The organism is Bradyrhizobium centrolobii, assembly GCF_001641635.1.
Taxonomy (GTDB): Bacteria; Pseudomonadota; Alphaproteobacteria; order Rhizobiales; family Xanthobacteraceae; genus Bradyrhizobium; species Bradyrhizobium centrolobii.
Genome location: NZ_LUUB01000106.1, coordinates 170,727 through 186,153, shown reverse-complemented (window position 1 = coordinate 186,153; position 15,427 = coordinate 170,727). Strand labels below are relative to the sequence as shown.

Sequence of the window (15,427 nt, the reverse complement as noted above, 5' to 3'; positions counted from 1 at the left end):
GGCGCTTGCGTCGCCTGTCGCGAGACGGAAGTACCTCGCCCCAAATTCGGTGTCGTCCCGGACAAGCGAAGCGCAGATCAGGGACCCATAACCACAGGACGTGGTTTGGTGAAGACTAGTGGTTACCGATTTCGCGCCACAACCTCTCCCTGGGGTTGATGCTGTGGACGGCCCCCGTGCGCAATTGCGCACTAGGCCGGGACGACACCGGAGGGGTTGCGCGAATTTTCCGTCTCGCGCCGATGATGCATGGCGGCGATGACGGTGCGCTTGCGCCGTCTGGTCGCGCGCAAGAACGAGCTAAAATTGCAACAGCTCTCAGGATAGTCGAACGCAACCTGCGGCTGCTCTGTCATGTTGACTATCGTTATTCTACAGTACCGGCAATAAACTGATCGTCGTTGGAATTTGCTGGGGGAATTTTGTGAAGAAATTTGCTGCCGTCGTCGGCGCCATCCTTTTTGTCATCGCGGGGTCACGGCCCGGTCTCGCCCAAAGTGCTCAGTCCGGCGAAGCCGCGCGGAAAGCAGAACTGAACGCCGCTTGGCAGGCGGCCGGCAATGCTGGCACCGCCGGTCCGGCCGACATCGCCCTGATCGACCAGGCTACGTTGAAGATTCCGGCCGGCGACTTCTTCGTGCCGAAGGCCGAAGGAGCGCGGGTTCTGCGCGCGCTCGGCAATACGGTTCGCGACACGACCTTTGTCGGCCTCGTGCTCGGCACCCGGCAGAACGACCGCTGGCTGGTGGTGATCAACTACATCAAGGAAGGCTACATCAAGGATGATGCCGCTAAGGACTGGAATGCCGACGACCTCCTGAAGAACCTCAGGGAAGGCGTCGAGGAATCGAACAAGGATCGCGCCGCCCGCGGATTTCCCGAGATGGAGCTGATCGGCTGGATCGAGCCGCCGAATTACGATGCCATGTCGCATCGTCTGGTGTGGTCGGTGCTCGGCAAGGACAAGGGCGCACCGGACACCGCTGAAAAAGACGTCAACTACAATACCTATGCACTCGGGCGCGAAGGCTATTTCAGCCTGAACCTGTTGTCCGACTCGAACCGGATCGCAACCGACAAGGCCGTAGCCCACGAATTGCTTGCCAACCTCTCCTATCAGTCCGGCAAGCGCTACGAGAACTTCAGCGCAAGCACGGACCGGATCGCCGAATATGGGCTGCTCGCGCTGGTCGGCGGCGTCGCGGCCAAGAAGCTCGGCCTGTTTGCTGTGCTGCTCGCCTTCGCGCTCAAATTCGCCAAGGCGATCATCTTCGGGCTGGCCGTGTTCGGCGCCGGGGTGATGAAGTTCTTCCGCCGCAAGCCGCGGGACGATTCCGCCGGCGGGGCCGCATGAAGACGATCTTCCACCTGCTGTTCTCCGGCCTGAAATGGGGAAAGCTCGCCACCAGCGGCGGCAGCATGCTGTTGTCGCTCGCGGTCTACGCGACGATCTGGGGCTGGCGCTATGCTGCGGGCTTCATCGCGCTATTGTTTGCGCATGAAATGGGGCACTACGTCGCCGCGCGGCAGCGCGGCCTGGACGTGGGCGCACCGGCCTTCATTCCCTTCGTCGGCGCCTGGATCGCGCTCAAGGACAAGCCGGTCGACGTCGAGACCGAAGCCTATGTGGCGCTCGCGGGTCCCGTTGTCGGAACGGCCGCCGCGCTCGCGGTGTATCTGTGGGCGAGATCGGAGGACAGCGGATTGCTGCTCGCGATCTCCTACGCGGGCCTGTTCCTCAATCTGTTCAACCTGCTGCCGATCTCGCCGCTCGATGGCGGCCGGGTGACCGCCGTTCTCAGCCCGCGGATCTGGCTCCTCGGCGCGCCGATCCTGGTTGCGCTCATGATATACCGGCCAAGCCCGATGCTTCTCATCGTAGTGGCGCTGTCGGTTCCGCAACTCATCAACGCGTGGCGATACGATCCCCATGCGCCGGAGAACGTCGCCTATTACGGCGTGCCGCTGCAGACCAAGCTCGAATATGGCAGCGGCTATCTGGCGCTCGCGGCGCTGCTCGCGGTCATGACCTATGATGTCCACGAGATGCTGGGACCGATGATGCGGCCTGCGTAGCGGAAGATTGCGCCCGCAAACTCAGCGTCGTCCCGGCGAAGGCCGGAACCCATACCGCGGAATCTATCGATTGCTTAAGGTAGCGGTACCGAACGACTAGTCTTCGCCAAACTCCTCCCTGGGGTTATGGGTCCCGGCCCCCGTGCGCAATTGCGCACTAGGCCGGGACGACACTGAGGGAGTGGCGAGGTATTTCCGCCTAACCCGAAGGACGTGGGGCTTAATTGCCCCACACCTCCTTCGCGATCTCGACGGCGAGGCCGAGCTTGGCCCACTGCTCCTCTTCGGAGAGGATGTTGCCTTCCTCGGTCGAGGCGAAGCCGCATTGTGGGGAGAGCGCGAGCTGCTCCAGCGGGGCGAACTTCGCGGCTTCTTCGAGACGGCGCTTGATGTCGTCCTTCTTCTCGAGCTCGCCGAACTTCGAGGTGATGACACCGACCACGACAACCTTGTTGCCCTTGGGCAGGAAGCGCAACGGCTCGAAGCCGCCGGCGCGGTCCGAGTCGTATTCCAGGAAGTAGCCGTCGTAATTCGTGCCGGCGAGCAGGGTCTCGGCGACCGGCTCGTAGCCGCCCGAGGAGATCCAGGTCGAGCGGAAATTGCCGCGGCAGACGTGGGTCGAGATCACCATGTCGGCCGGCTTCTCGGCGAGCGCGTAGTTGATGATGCGCGCGTAGATCTGCTGGAGGCCGTCGGGATTGTCGCCGCGCTCGCGCGCCTTCTTCAATTCGTCCTGCGAGCAGAGATAGGCCCAGACCGTGTCGTCGAACTGGAGATAGCGGCAGCCGGCGTCGTAGAAGGCCTTCACAGCCTTGCGGTAGGTCCTGCCGAGGTCCTCGTAGAAGGCGTCGAGATCGGGATAGACGTCCTTGGAGATCGACTTGCGGCCGCCGCGGAAGTGCAGCACCGCCGGCGACGGGATCGTCATCTTGGCGGTGACGTGGGCCTGGTCGGCATACTTCTTCAGGAAGCGGAAGTGATCCAGCATCGGGTGGTTGTCGGGGAAGTCGAGCTTGCCGATCACCCGCACCGCGTCATGCCGCGTCTCGACGCCCGCGAACTGGATGCCCGTCTCCGGGTGGAACATTTCGCAGCCGGTGAGCTTGGCCAGGAAGTCGAAATGCCACCAGGAGCGGCGGAATTCACCGTCGGTTGCGAGCTTCAGGCCGATCGAGGCCTGCTTGTGCACGACCTTCTCGATCTCCATGTCCTCGACCTTGCGCAGGTCATCGGCCGAGATCTCGCCCTTCTCGAGCTTCGCGCGGGCTTCCTTGATCTTGGCGGGGCGCAGGAGGCTGCCGACTTCGTCGGCGCGGAACGGGGCTTTGGTTCGCTGCATTGGGTTCACTCCCGAATTTTCTATAGCGTTTTCAAGCGAAGTGGATACCGGTTCGCGTGAAGAAAACGCGTCAGACAGACTAGTGGGCGGCCGCCCCGGCGACGCCGAGATGGCGCTCGAGGACCGAGGGGTCGGCCTTCAGCGCGGCGCTCGGGGCGTCGTGGACGATCGTTCCGCGCTCCAATATCACAACGCGGTCGGCAAGCCCCAGAATCTTTTGCGCATTCTGCTCGACGATGATCGAGCAGATGCCGCCTGCCCGGGTGATGGTCCCGATCGCCTTGAGGAGCTCCTCGACAATGATGGGGGCAAGGCCCTCGGTCGGCTCGTCCAGCAGCAGGACCTTCGGATTGAGGGTGAGCGCGCGGCCGATCGCCAGCATCTGCTGCTCGCCGCCGGAAAGCTGGTTGCCAAAGTTGCTCCGCCGCTCCTTGAGCCGCGGGAACATCTCGTAGACCTTCTCGACCGTCCAGGGGCCGGGCTGCGCCACCGCGGTCATGTTCTCTTCCACCGTCAGCGAGCGGAAGATGTTGCGCTCCTGCGGCACCCAGCCGATGCCGGCCCGCGCCCGCTGGTCGGGCCGCAAGGTCGTCACGTCGGTACCGGCAAGCCCGACCGAGCCGGAGAAGCGGCGGGTGACGCCAACGATGGAGTTGATCAGCGTGGTCTTGCCGGTGCCGTTGCGCCCCAGAAGCGCCAGCACCTGGCCCTCCGCGAGGCGTAGGGACATGTTGGGCAGCACCACCGCCTCCCCATAGCCGGCGCGAAGTGAGTCGATCGCGAGCAGGTCAGACATTGACCGCCTCCTCGCCGAGATAGACGGCCTTGACCTGCGGGTCGCGTGCGACCTGGTCGGGCGGACCTTCAGTGAGGAGCGCGCCCGAGACCAGCACCGAGATGCGGTCGGCAAAGGAGAAGACGAGATCCATATCGTGCTCGATCAGGAGCACGGTAACGTCGCGCGGCAGCGCGCCGACGACCGCCAGAATGTCGTGGCGCTCGCTCTCGGGCACGCCGGCGGCGGGCTCATCCAGCAGCAGCACGCGCGGCTTGGCCGCGATCGCGACCGCGATCTCGAGCAGGCGCTGCTTGCCGTAAGGCAGCGTCACGGTCTGCTCGTTCATGACGTCGAGCAGATGGAAGCGCGTCAAGAGATCGGCGATCTCGTCATTGACGTCATTGCGCGTGCCCATCCGTCGCCACCAGTCGCCGCCATGGCCGAGCCGCTCGGAGACGGCGAGGCCGATGGTCTCGAGCGGGGTCAGGTCAGGATAGAGCTGGTTGATCTGGAAGGTGCGCGACAGGCCGCGCAGCACGCGCTTGTGGACGGGCAGATCGGTGATGTCCTGGCCTTCGAGCAGGATGCGGCCACTATTCGGCTTGAGCACGCCGGTGAGCTGGTTGATCACCGTGGTCTTGCCGGCGCCATTCGGGCCGATCAGCGCGTGGCGGGCGCCCTGCTCGATCTTGAGCGAGAGATCGCGGGTGACGCGCAGGCCGCCGAAGGTCTTTTCGAGATTCAGGGTTTCGAGCGCGATGGTCATACGTCGCTCTCCGGCACGGCGACGACGGCCTTGCGCCCGGCCACCTGCTTGATGATCAGGTTCGGCACGTACAGCACCCAGCGGTGCAGGCGCTGGCGACCGACCAGCACGATCACGACCAGCACGAGGCCGATCCAGAACTGCCAGTATTGCGGCGTGATGGTGGAGAACAGTTCCTGGAGCATGCGGAACACCACCGCGCCGATCAGGCCGCCATAGAGATAGCCGGTGCCGCCGATGACGAGCACCAGCATCAGGTCGGCGGAGCGCTCGAAGGCGAACACGTCGAGCGAGGCGATCGCCGTGGTCTGGGTGAACAGCGCGCCCGCAATGCCGGCATAGAACGCCGCGAGCGTGTAGATCGCGATCAGGCGGCGGTTGACGGGGATGCCGATCGCGGCGGCGCGCAAGGGATTGTTCTTGATCGCGCGCAGCGACAGGCCGAACGGCGAATGCACGACGCGGCGCGCGAGCAGGAACAAAAGGAAGAGTACGGCAAGCGAGTAGAAGAAACCGGCCTTGCCGAACATGTCGAACGGGATCTGGCCGAAGATCGGCTGCATCTCGATGCCCTGCAGGCCGTCGGTGCCGCCCGTGATGTTGGAGAAGCGCTCGGCGAGCGCTTCCAGCAGCAGCGCGATGCCGAGCGTCACCATCAGCCGGGTGAGATCGACGCCGCGGATCACCAGGAAGCTGGTGGCAAAGCCGAGCACCATGGCGGCAAGACCGGCCGCGAGCAGCGCCAGCACGGGCTCGTTGATGATGCCATGCAAGGCGAGAAGCCCCGCCGCATAAGCGCCGACGCCGAAGAAGGCGGCGTGGCCGAGCGAGACGATGCCGGCATAGCCGAGGATGAGGTCGAGCGACATCGCGAACAGCGCCAGCCGCAGGATGTCGGTCATGATCAGATAGCGCGTGGGGAACAGGAAGCCGCAGGCAAGCACGATGAGCCAGAAGGCGACTTCGCCATAATGCCAGCGCGCCTGGCGCTGGGCGTGATTACCGACGTCGGAAGCAGCGTTCATCGGCTTGGACTCAACGCGCGGCCGAACAGGCCGTTCGGACGCCAGATCAGGATCACGATCATCATGGTGTAGATCACGAACGGGCCCATCTTCGGCACGTAATATTTGCCGGCGACGTCGCCGATGCCGAGCAGGAGCGAGGCCAGGAACGGACCGGTGATCGAGGACGAACCGCCGACGGTGACCACGATCAGGAAGTAGATCATGAACTTCAGCGGGAAATACGGGTCGAGGCCGAGGATCTCGGCGCTCAGCGCGCCGCCGAGGCCGGCGAGCCCGCAGCTGAATGCAAATGTGAAGGCGAACACCTGTGGCACGTTGATGCCGAGGCCGCTCGCGGCGCGGGGATCATCGACCGCGGCGCGCAGGCGGCTGCCGAAGCGGGTCTTGGCCAGCACCATCTGGAGGCCGATGGTCAGGAGGCCGCAGATCACGATGATCATCAGCCGGTAGCGGCCGATGCCGATGCCGAACACGTCGAACTGACCCTGGAGCGCAGCCGGCAAATTGATGAAGACCCGCGAGGATCCCTGGATGTAGTCGACCGCCGCGACCGACATGAAGGTCAGGCCGATGGTGAACAGCACCTGATCGAGATGGCTGCGCGTGTAGAGATGGCGGTAGAGCGTCCGCTCGAGCGCGATGCCGATCGCGGCTGCGGAGACGAAGGCGAGCGGCAGAGCGGCGAAGAACGGCCAGCCCATCCGGTTGACCAGCACCATGCAGACATAGCCGCCGGCCATGGCGAAGGCGCCATGGGCGAGATTGACGAAGTTCATCAGGCCGAGCGTGACCGCGAGCCCGCAGGCGAGCACGAACAGCAGCATGCCGTAGGCAACGCCATCGAACAGGTTGGTGAGGATTGCGGTCATCGAAAGTGGAGTGTTCCTGGTAAGCGCTCGTCATTCCGGGGCAGCGCGCAGCGCTGAACCCGGAATCTCGTTTCAACAGCTTCGAGATCTCTGATGCGCAATTGCGCATCAGAGATGCGCGCTAAGCGCGCTCCGGGATGACGCGCTTTCGCGCGTCACTTCTTGGTCTTGCCGAGATCCTTGACGGCCTCGAAGGTCGCGAACTCGACGTTGTAGAGCTCGCCGTCGACCTTCTCGACCTTGCGGATGTAGATGTTCTGCACGATGTCGCGGGTCTCCGGGTCGATCGAGATCGGGCCGCGCGGGCTCTCCCACTTCTGACCCTTCATGGCCTCGATCAGCTTGGTGCCGTCAGTATCGCCGTTGGTCTTCTTCAACGCCTCGTAGATCAGGTGGATGCCGTCATAGCCGCTCACCGCCATGAAGCCGGGACGGGTGTTGTACGCTTTCTTGTAGGCTGCGACGAAATCCTTGTTCATCTGCGAGGGATGGGCCGCGGAATAAAGGTGCGCGGTGACCGTGCCGAGCACGGCGTCGCCCATGTTGTTGAGAAGGTCATCGTCAGTGACGTCGCCCGGTCCGATCACCTTGATGCCGGCCTTGTCGAGCCCGCGCTCAGCATACTGCTTCATGAAGTTGCCGCCCTGGCCCGCCGGCACGAACACGAAGATCGCGTCGGGCTTGGCGTCCTTCATGCGCTGCAGGAACGGCGCGAAGTCGGGGTTGGCGAGCGGCACCTTGACCTCTTCGACCACCTCGCCGCCGCCGGCGGTGAAGTGCTCCTTGAAGAAGTTGAGCGCGTCATTGCCCGGCGCGTAGTCCGAGGTCAGCGTCGCGACCTTCTTGATGCCGTTCTTCACCGCCCAGTCGCCGATGATCGTGGAGGACTGCGCCAGCGTGAAGCTGGTGCGCACGATGTAGGGCGAGCGCTCGGTGATAATGGAGGTGCCGGCCGCCATCACGACTTCCGGGATCTTTGCCTGCGTTGCGAGCGGCGCAGCGGCGAGCGCCGCCGGCGTCACGCCGAAGCCGGCGATGAAATTGACCTTCTCGTTGACGATCAGTTCCTGCGCGGCGGTCTTGGTCTTGTCGGGAATCGCGGCATCGTCCTTGACGATGATCTCGACCTTCTTGCTGGCGACCGTGTCGCCGTTCTGCTGCATGTAGAGCTTGATCGCGTTCTCGATCTGCTTGCCGGTCGAGGCCTGGCCGCCGGTCATCGGCAGGATCAGGCCGACCTTGACGCTGTCCGCCGCCTTGGCGGGCGCGACGGCTGCAAGGCCCGCGATGGCGGCCGCCGCAGCGACCCGAGAAAACTGTTTGCGTTCGAACATCAGACTGTCCCTCCCCTTAATTCCTGACCTTTTGTGCCCTGAACCGAGTGCCCGGTCCTTGCCTCACCTTAGCTCACACGCGAGCCATGTCGCGCGCCATGTCGCGCGCCACATGGCGTCCTTCGCGCCCTCATTGTCAATCGGACGTTTGGCGACCATTCGGCGCAAGCCGAGCGTTCCGATTGCCAACAGCGGGGAGCGATGTCGTGGTTACGTCGAGGTAACCCGAGCACCCCGACCTTGGACGCTTCGATTTGTACGGTTGTACAAATAAAATGGACTTGTCAACGAAAAACCCCGTCGCCGATCAAGCCACTTTGTCGCGAGCTTCTCGCCGCAGTTTAGAAATGCGATCAACCGGGTGGATGGAGGATTTCGTCTTTCTTTTGCAGAATTTCTACCTTGAAAGACTCTTGGCTTGCCAAGGTTTGGTAGCCAATTACCTACCTCGAATAAGTCTATTTTACCTTGTTGATGGCTAGTCTCCCGGCGCCGGCTCCAGCCGGACTCCGGCTAACCCGTTCCGATTCCCTGCGCTACTTACAATGCTGAAACATTTCCGCTCCCACCTGATCCTCCTCGCACTCGGCGCGGGGCTATCCGGTTGCGGCACGATGAACGAGAAGCTGTCGGCCGGCATGGGCGATTACATCCCGCAATGGGCCGGCGGGCTGCCGGCGGACGCGCCGCCGCGGCCGGGGACGCCGCAATACGACGCCTACATGAAGGAACGCGAGCGCAAGCGGCTGATGCCGGCGGCCGATCGCGAGAAGGAAGAGCAGCCCCAGAAGGGCGCCACGGGCTCGACCTCAGGCGGCGCGGTGCGCTAGGCCCGTGCGCTCCCTCGCCCGGCTTGCGGGACAGGGCTGGGGTGAGCGGGAGTCTCCGCAAGGACGGTGACAGAGAGACTCGCGGAGAGTCCCCCTCACCCGGATTGCACCGGACGATGCTTCGCATCGCCGGCCGCAATCTCACCTCTCCCGCAGGCGGAGAGAGGTGAAACAGCTCAATCCACGAACACCACGGTCTTGCGGCCATTGAGGATGACGCGATCCTGGAGGTGGTAGCGGATCGCGCGCGCCAGCACGCGGCGCTCGATGTCGCGGCCCTTGCGGACGAGGTCTTCGGGCGTGTCGCGATGGCTGATGCGTTCGACGTCCTGGTCGATGATCGGGCCCTCGTCGAGGTCGCGCGTGACGTAATGCGCGGTCGCGCCGATCAGCTTCACACCGCGCTCATGGGCCTGGTGATAGGGCTTTGCCCCCTTGAACCCCGGCAGGAAGGAGTGGTGGATGTTGATGCAGCGGCCCGAGAGTTTTGCGGAGAGATCATCCGACAGGATCTGCATGTAACGCGCGAGCACCACGAGATCGGTCCCGGTCTTCGCAACGAGATCGAGGATCTGCGCCTCCTGCTCGCGCTTGGTCTCCCTGGTGATCGGCAGGTGATGGAACGGGATCTCGCCGAAATCGAGCCCGGCATAGACCTCGCGCGGATGATTGGAGACGATCGCGGTCGGGATCATCGGCAGTTCACCGGTGCGCCAGCGGTAGAGGATGTCGACCAGGCAATGGTCGGACTTCGACACCAGCAGCATCACCTTGCGATGCGCGGCGCGATCGCGCATCTGCCACTCCATGCCGAAACGCTCGGCGATCGCGGCGAAGCCGGTCTGCAGCGCCGACAGTTCCACGGCGAGATCGGCCGCGGTGAACACCACGCGCATGAAGAAGTTCTTGGTCTCGATGTCGTCGAACTGCTGGGCGTCGAGAATGTTCTGTCCGTTGTGGGCCAGGAAGGTCGACACCGCCGAGACGATACCGGGGCGATCCGGACAGGAGAGCGTCAGGATATATTGATGGTCGGGCATGGGCCTTGATGAGGGTTTGGGCAGACGATGCGGAACACCGCGATTTGCGCCCTGCTCTATCACCGACCCCGCCCTTGCGCCAATCCCGCACGCGGAGTCAGGATGAACGTACCATTGCGATTTTCGACCGGAGCACGCCCATGGCAGACCGCTTGAACGGCTACCGCATCCTGATCCTGGAAGCGCGCGAGGAGGCGCAGTTTTCCAAGCTTTTGGCCGAGCAAGGCGCCGAGGTCGTGCAATGCCCGATGTTCGCCATTCACGACGCGGCCGACCCCGCCCCGGTCGAGGCCTGGATCCGTCGCGCGATCGACAAGCCGTTCGACGACCTCGTGCTGATGACCGGCGAAGGCCTGCGGCGGATCATGAAGCTCGCGGCTGCGCGCGAGCTCGATCAGGCCCTTGTCGCGTCCCTCGCGAAGTCGCGAAAATTCACCCGCGGGCCGAAACCCGGCAAGGCGCTGCGCGAGGTTGGACTCGAAGCGCAGCAGACCACCGAGAAACCGACCACCGAGGGCGTCATCGAGATGCTGGCGAAGATCGACCTGAAGCGACATCGCCTCGGCCTGCAGCTCTATCCCGACAAGGACCACAGCGCGCTGACCGGCGCGCTCGCGGCGCAGGGCGCCGATGTCGATACCGTGCTGCCTTATGTCTACGATCCCAAGGCAGCCGACGCCAACATCGTGGCCGCGATCGACGCCATGGCTGAGGGGCGGATCGATTCCATCGCACTGACCAATCTCGGCCAGGTCCGTCGCCTGATCGAGACCGCGAAGGCGCATGGCAGCGAGGTGCGCCTGCGCGCAGGATTCGAGCGGACGCTGATCGCGTCGGTGGGACCGGCGGTCTCAGGCGAGCTCGCCGCGCACGGCTTGCGCACCGATGTCTCGCCGGCGGAAGACGCCTATTTCATGCGCCCGCTGATCTCGGCAATGGCAGCGGCGCTGGCGCAGAAGCGGCCGAGGGAGGCGGGTTAATCGCCAGGCGCCGATACTTAGCCCGCCACCTGCGAGGCGGCCGACATCAATTCCTGTGGGCTTGGCGCCCCGAACATGCGCCGGCCGCCATCAGGAACCTCCGTAAACGTCCAGCGCACGATCCCCTCCCGATCGAGCAGGAACTGGCCGAACAGCTGGCCCGTGCCGGTTGCCGCCATGCGCTGATCGGCCTCGGTCATCTCGTAACCATCCTTGTTGTTGAGATACTCGGCGGCAGCCGGCCGATTCATCGGACTGGGCAATTCGCCGGGCATATTTACTTGCATGCTCATGACCAGGTCCATGCCCACTTTGCGCGGCCACTCGGTCTCATTCTCCGTGAACTCGATGTTGGGCAGGCCGAAGGCGCGGTGCGAGACCCGCGCGGGATCGGACGCGGCGAGCAGGTTGGGCAACGGATGATAGCGGAAGTAGAGCCGCGCCCGTTCGATCGGCGTATTGACAACGGTGAGACTTTCGATGCCCCTCCTGCGGAGCGCGCCGTCAAGCTGTGCCTGGGCCGCGATATGGCGCCGGCAGAACGGGCAGTGCAGGCCACGAAACAAGCCGACCAATATCGGACTGTGCCCGCGATAATCCTCGAGCGCGATCTTTCCTTCGCGCGTGATGGCGTCCAGGACGATGTTCGGTGCGTGATCGCCCGGCTGAAGTGGTCCATCGACATGACGGTCTGGCATGATTGAACTCCCTCACATTGGCTAGTCAAGAAATGGCAGTACGATCAGCCCTGCGGGATCGAGCCCGTGCCGGGCACAGACATCATGGGCCAGCGCGAAATACCGCTCGGCCTCGGGCATGTCGCCTCGATCGAGGTTCAGTGTCGCAAGACCATCATAGCACGGAAAGAGCTGCTGCGGTTCGCCCGTCTCGGTCGCCACCTCGATGGCCTCGTTGTAGCAGCGCGCGGCAAGATCGGGGCGGAAGTGGCATTGATGGATCTGCCCCAGCACGATCAAGGGCACCGGGAGATGCTCGCGCTGATCGAGCGCACGGTCGATCTCGATCGCCTTCTCGGCAGCCGGCACCCCCTCCTCGGTACATCTGTCCGTGAAGGTGCAACAAGCGACGGCGAAATTGGCAAGGAGGCGCGCCTGGAAGCCGAGATCGCCGATTCGATGCGCGACCTCGAGCCCGCGCCGGCAAACGCCGATGGCTTGCGCCGGGTCGATGATCGTGTAGAGCACGCCAAGGTTGGTGTAGCTGCGACACGCCGCGTTGAGTAGGCCGGCGGCTTCGGCCGCTGCGACACTTTGCTCCACCTCGTGCACTGCCTCCTGGTGCCGCCCAAGCCGCGCCAGCGCGACCCCCTTGGTGTTGAGTGCCTCCGCAATGGCGCGCGCCGCCTCGAGCCCGACCTGCTCGTCCGCGTCCGCCGGCACGGACCGCGCATAGCCGAGCGCCTCGTCTGCCCATCGCGCGGCAGCGACATGATCACCCACGCGAAACGCGAGACGGCCGCGCTCCTGCAGGAGGTGCGCCCACTCGATCGGCGCTTCGGTCCCGGCAAGCCGTTCTGCCGCCTCGGCATAGTGCGCCTCTGCGTTGACGCGCTTGCCGGCGTCCCACAACAATCGGCCGAGCTTGCGAAGAATCCGCGCTTCGCCGATGCGATCCTCTGCCGTGCGGTGCCCCTCCAGTGCGCTCTGGTAATGCTCTTCGGCCGTGCTTCGGCGACCAGCCACGCGACAGAGGTCCGCGATCCGCTCGTACAGGACAAGATGCTCCGGCTCCGGTTCGCCACCGGTCAACAGCACGGTGAGGGATTGCTGGTAGAAGCGAATGGCATCGTCATTGGCATAGCTCGCGCGTGCGCGATCGCCGGCCGCGCGCAGATAGCGCGCGCCTTTCGGCTTGTTTGCGCTGAGACTGAAGTGATGCCCCAGCATTATGAGATCTTCGAGCCGCTCGGGCTCGTTGCCGTAGAGCCGCTCCAGCGCAGCACCAATCCGTCCATGGAGCTCGATCCGGCGCTGCAAGAGCAGGTTCTGATAGATCACGTCCTGAAGCATGGTTTGCGTGAAGCGGTAAGTGCGCAGCGAAATCGAGTTCGCGCCCGCCACCTCCTCGACGATCTCGGCGTCGCACAGAAGTTCGAGCCCTGCTTCGACCCTCGCCCGCTCGGCTGTCGCCGCACCGAGAACAGACGTATCGAAGCGCGGACCGATCACCGCGGCCTCCTGGGCCAAGTGGCGCACCTCATGCGGCAACCGGTCCAGGCGCGCCAGCAACAATGCCTGAATGCTTGCAGGAATGTCGGTGGCAGCAACATCCGACTTCATGCGCCACTGCGAGCCGTCACGCTCCAGGGCGCCGGCTTCGATGAGGCCGCGTATAATCTCCTCGAGGAAAAGCGGATTGCCGCTCGCGCGCTCGAGGATTCGGTTGAACAGATCTCCCGGCGGTTCACGCCAACCGTGACTGAAGTAAGCCGCGAGCAGCCTTTGTCCGTCAGCATCGCCGAGCGGAGGCAGTCGAAGGGTCGTGTGACTGATCCTGCTCGAACCGAACTGATGCAGCACCAGCATTGGGCGATGTGTGAACAGCAGCATCAGCCGCGTCCGCTCCAGCCGGTCCATCAGGAACCGCAACGCTTCAAGAGACACCGCATCGGCCCAATGCAGATCCTCGACGATGACCAGAAGCGGCGACAAGGCGAGGCGGCGCTCGAAGACGGTGCGGATCGCGAAAAAGACCTGCCGGCGGAGCTGTTCGGGCTCGACATGCCTGAGCACGGCTCTGGGATCGCCGAGGCCGAGAACGTGCAAATAGAGAGGCATCAGGCGGTCGACCTCTTCCGCCGCGAGCCCAAGCTCCGACAGCGCCTTAGCAAGCTTCGCCTCTGCCTCTGCGGCGCCGGCTTTCTGTGTGATGCCATAGGCGCTGCGCAGCACGGCGGCGAGCGTGCCGTAGGATTGTTCGCCGAGCGGCGAGCAGACCGCCTCCCGGATCGCGACGCCCGCGAAGCGATCCTCATCGCGGATGCGAGCGACGAATTCGCTCACCAGCCGCGTTTTCCCGATGCCGGCTTCGCCGACCAGCCGCACCAGTTGAGCCGCACCGCCGCACGCGAGATCGAGGCTGCCGATCGTGCGCGCAAGCTCGGCGTCGCGCCCGATCAGCGGCGCATTGAGACCCAGCGTGTCGAGGCCTCGTGCTGCACGGGGTGTGTCGAGCGGCCCCTTCAGACGGTGGACCAGTACGCTGCCCATCTTGCCCTTGAGCGAGACCTCACCAAGCGAGTCATAGGCGAACGCATGCCGGGTCAGTCGGTGGGTCAGCGGCCCCACCAGCACCTCGCCCGGAGGCGCCATCGACTGCAATCGCTGGGCGGTATTCACGGTGTCGCCGGTCACCGAATAGGATTTGGCGACACCCACGCCCAGCCCGCCCGCAACGACGTGCCCGGTGTTGATGCCGACATGGAGCAGCAGCGGTGAACCGGCATACGGCTTCGCCCGGTCGCTGAGGCGCGCCGTCCGGCTGATCATGTCGAGAGCAGCGCGGACCGCTCGCTCCGGGTCGTCCTCGTGCGCGGCCGGCGCACCAAACAGAGCAAGCAGCGCATCGCCGATGAACTTGTCCACGAAGCCGCCAAAGCTCTGCACCGCGGCCGTCAGCTCCTCGAACAATTCGTTCTGAAGCGTCTGCATGACCTCGGGGTCGAGCCGCTCGCTCATGGCGGTGAAGCCGCTGAGATCGGCAAACAGCACGGTGATGGTGCGGCGGTTTGCTTCGCTATCCGGCTGCGCTCGAAATGCGTGTTGAGCCTCGGCAGTCGGCGCGAGCTGTGGTGAGGATGAGTTGATCCGGAGTGTCATCGGGTCCGTCCGCACCGATGCCTGCCAGCCGCCTTTGGGGGCCTCACCGACGAGAGCGCCGCATTTTGGGCAATACGCGAAATCCGGTGCGCATGGAAAGCCGCAGCTAGGGCATGCGTTCGGCTGCTTCGTGCCGCACTTCGGGCAGAAGGCAAAGCCGCTCTGAACCTCACAACCGCAACCCGAGCACGTCATGGCCCAAGATCTCTTCATGGCCCAAGACCTCTTGATGGCCCAAGACCTCGCGGAAGCCGCGATGGCGCGAACTTCTGGATCCTGCCGAATGGACCCAGGATGCGGGCCAGAATGGGCTCGGTGTGCCCGAAGCGCAAGCGGCGACTAGTCTCACTCCTCCTGTAATGGGGTGAACAGCGAGCCGATGCTGCGGGCGCACTGCCGGATCGAAAACCGGCTGCTGCGCGAACGCGGTGCACGGCGCCTCGCGAATTGTCGGCGAGCATGGAGGCATGCGCTAGTGCCAATTGACACGAGGACCCCCGGCACTACGCTGCCGAACAGAAAGAACAATAATAAGGGCAGGGAATCGC

The 15,427-nt window shown here is 64.2% G+C and carries 13 protein-coding genes; 4 read left to right on the top strand and 9 right to left on the bottom strand.

What is annotated here, in order from left to right; translation table 11 throughout:
- Nucleotides 1–424: 424 nt before the first annotated feature.
- Both AYJ54_RS38845 and AYJ54_RS38840 read left to right on the top strand, forming a co-directional pair.
- Nucleotides 425–1,354 (top strand): DUF2167 domain-containing protein, encoded by a 930-nt coding sequence (locus tag AYJ54_RS38845; protein WP_063707746.1) that lies wholly within the window; start codon nucleotides 425–427, stop codon nucleotides 1,352–1,354.
- A complete protein-coding gene (locus tag AYJ54_RS38840) occupies nucleotides 1,351–2,076 on the top strand; it encodes a site-2 protease family protein (protein ID WP_063707744.1) in 726 nt (241 codons plus the stop codon). Before AYJ54_RS38845 ends, AYJ54_RS38840 begins: the two co-directional genes overlap by 4 nt.
- 220 nt (nucleotides 2,077–2,296) lie before the next feature.
- Here AYJ54_RS38840 and AYJ54_RS38835 read toward each other — a convergent pair whose 3' ends face one another.
- The 6 genes from AYJ54_RS38835 to AYJ54_RS38810 all read right to left on the bottom strand — a co-directional run bounded on the left by AYJ54_RS38835 (nucleotide 2,297) and on the right by AYJ54_RS38810 (nucleotide 8,190).
- Nucleotides 2,297–3,415, bottom strand: coding sequence for a cobalamin-independent methionine synthase II family protein (locus AYJ54_RS38835; protein ID WP_063707742.1), 1,119 nt, complete (start codon nucleotides 3,413–3,415; stop codon nucleotides 2,297–2,299).
- A 79-nt stretch (nucleotides 3,416–3,494) separates the two neighbouring features.
- On the bottom strand, nucleotides 3,495–4,211 hold the full coding sequence (locus AYJ54_RS38830) for an ABC transporter ATP-binding protein (protein WP_063707740.1): 717 nt from the start codon (nucleotides 4,209–4,211) through the stop codon (nucleotides 3,495–3,497).
- Nucleotides 4,204–4,959, bottom strand: a complete 756-nt coding sequence (locus tag AYJ54_RS38825; protein ID WP_063707738.1) for an ABC transporter ATP-binding protein — start codon at nucleotides 4,957–4,959, stop codon at nucleotides 4,204–4,206. Before AYJ54_RS38825 ends, AYJ54_RS38830 begins: the two co-directional genes overlap by 8 nt.
- Complete coding sequence (locus AYJ54_RS38820; RefSeq protein WP_063707736.1) at nucleotides 4,956–5,984, bottom strand: branched-chain amino acid ABC transporter permease; 1,029 nt, start codon at nucleotides 5,982–5,984, stop codon at nucleotides 4,956–4,958. Before AYJ54_RS38820 ends, AYJ54_RS38825 begins: the two co-directional genes overlap by 4 nt.
- The gene (locus AYJ54_RS38815) at nucleotides 5,981–6,856 is read right to left on the bottom strand and encodes a branched-chain amino acid ABC transporter permease (protein WP_063707734.1); all 876 of its coding nucleotides are present in this window, start codon (nucleotides 6,854–6,856) and stop codon (nucleotides 5,981–5,983) included. The genes AYJ54_RS38820 and AYJ54_RS38815 overlap by 4 nt, the downstream gene beginning before the upstream one ends.
- Nucleotides 6,857–7,011: 155 nt before the next feature.
- Complete coding sequence (locus AYJ54_RS38810; protein WP_063707732.1) at nucleotides 7,012–8,190, bottom strand: ABC transporter substrate-binding protein; 1,179 nt, start codon at nucleotides 8,188–8,190, stop codon at nucleotides 7,012–7,014.
- Nucleotides 8,191–8,735: 545 nt separating this feature from the next.
- On the opposite strand from AYJ54_RS38810, the gene AYJ54_RS38805 reads away from it, so the two are divergent.
- The gene (locus AYJ54_RS38805) at nucleotides 8,736–9,020 is read left to right on the top strand and encodes a hypothetical protein (protein WP_063707730.1); all 285 of its coding nucleotides are present in this window, start codon (nucleotides 8,736–8,738) and stop codon (nucleotides 9,018–9,020) included.
- A gap of 176 nt (nucleotides 9,021–9,196) precedes the next feature.
- Here AYJ54_RS38805 and purU read toward each other — a convergent pair whose 3' ends face one another.
- Nucleotides 9,197–10,060, bottom strand: a complete 864-nt coding sequence (purU, locus tag AYJ54_RS38800) for a formyltetrahydrofolate deformylase (RefSeq protein ID WP_063707728.1) — start codon at nucleotides 10,058–10,060, stop codon at nucleotides 9,197–9,199.
- Between the two features lie 140 nt (nucleotides 10,061–10,200).
- Here purU and AYJ54_RS38795 point away from each other — a divergent pair, with 140 nt between their 5' ends.
- Nucleotides 10,201–11,040, top strand: coding sequence for a uroporphyrinogen-III synthase (locus AYJ54_RS38795; RefSeq protein ID WP_063707726.1), 840 nt, complete (start codon nucleotides 10,201–10,203; stop codon nucleotides 11,038–11,040).
- A gap of 17 nt (nucleotides 11,041–11,057) precedes the next feature.
- On the opposite strand, the gene AYJ54_RS38790 is transcribed toward AYJ54_RS38795, so the two are convergent.
- Both AYJ54_RS38790 and AYJ54_RS38785 read right to left on the bottom strand, forming a co-directional pair.
- The gene (locus AYJ54_RS38790; protein ID WP_063707724.1) at nucleotides 11,058–11,738 is read right to left on the bottom strand and encodes a redoxin domain-containing protein; all 681 of its coding nucleotides are present in this window, start codon (nucleotides 11,736–11,738) and stop codon (nucleotides 11,058–11,060) included.
- Nucleotides 11,739–11,759: 21 nt separating this feature from the next.
- The gene (locus AYJ54_RS38785; RefSeq protein ID WP_063707722.1) at nucleotides 11,760–15,074 is read right to left on the bottom strand and encodes an adenylate/guanylate cyclase domain-containing protein; all 3,315 of its coding nucleotides are present in this window, start codon (nucleotides 15,072–15,074) and stop codon (nucleotides 11,760–11,762) included.
- Between the last annotated feature and the right edge of the window lie 353 nt (nucleotides 15,075–15,427).

What these genes read in the sequence shown, in the direction of transcription:
- AYJ54_RS38840 (WP_063707744.1), top strand. Translation starts at nt 1,351, where the DNA reads ATGAAGACGATCTTCCACCTGCTGTTCTCCGGCCTGAAATGGGGAAAG.
- AYJ54_RS38835 (WP_063707742.1), bottom strand. Translation starts at nt 3,415, where the DNA reads ATGCAGCGAACCAAAGCCCCGTTCCGCGCCGACGAAGTCGGCAGCCTC.
- AYJ54_RS38830 (WP_063707740.1), bottom strand. Translation starts at nt 4,211, where the DNA reads ATGTCTGACCTGCTCGCGATCGACTCACTTCGCGCCGGCTATGGGGAG.
- AYJ54_RS38825 (WP_063707738.1), bottom strand. Translation starts at nt 4,959, where the DNA reads ATGACCATCGCGCTCGAAACCCTGAATCTCGAAAAGACCTTCGGCGGC.
- AYJ54_RS38820 (WP_063707736.1), bottom strand. Translation starts at nt 5,984, where the DNA reads ATGAACGCTGCTTCCGACGTCGGTAATCACGCCCAGCGCCAGGCGCGC.
- AYJ54_RS38815 (WP_063707734.1), bottom strand. Translation starts at nt 6,856, where the DNA reads ATGACCGCAATCCTCACCAACCTGTTCGATGGCGTTGCCTACGGCATG.
- AYJ54_RS38810 (WP_063707732.1), bottom strand. Translation starts at nt 8,190, where the DNA reads ATGTTCGAACGCAAACAGTTTTCTCGGGTCGCTGCGGCGGCCGCCATC.
- AYJ54_RS38805 (WP_063707730.1), top strand. Translation starts at nt 8,736, where the DNA reads ATGCTGAAACATTTCCGCTCCCACCTGATCCTCCTCGCACTCGGCGCG.
- purU (WP_063707728.1), bottom strand. Translation starts at nt 10,060, where the DNA reads ATGCCCGACCATCAATATATCCTGACGCTCTCCTGTCCGGATCGCCCC.
- AYJ54_RS38795 (WP_063707726.1), top strand. Translation starts at nt 10,201, where the DNA reads ATGGCAGACCGCTTGAACGGCTACCGCATCCTGATCCTGGAAGCGCGC.
- AYJ54_RS38790 (WP_063707724.1), bottom strand. Translation starts at nt 11,738, where the DNA reads ATGCCAGACCGTCATGTCGATGGACCACTTCAGCCGGGCGATCACGCA.
- AYJ54_RS38785 (WP_063707722.1), bottom strand. Translation starts at nt 15,074, where the DNA reads ATGACGTGCTCGGGTTGCGGTTGTGAGGTTCAGAGCGGCTTTGCCTTC.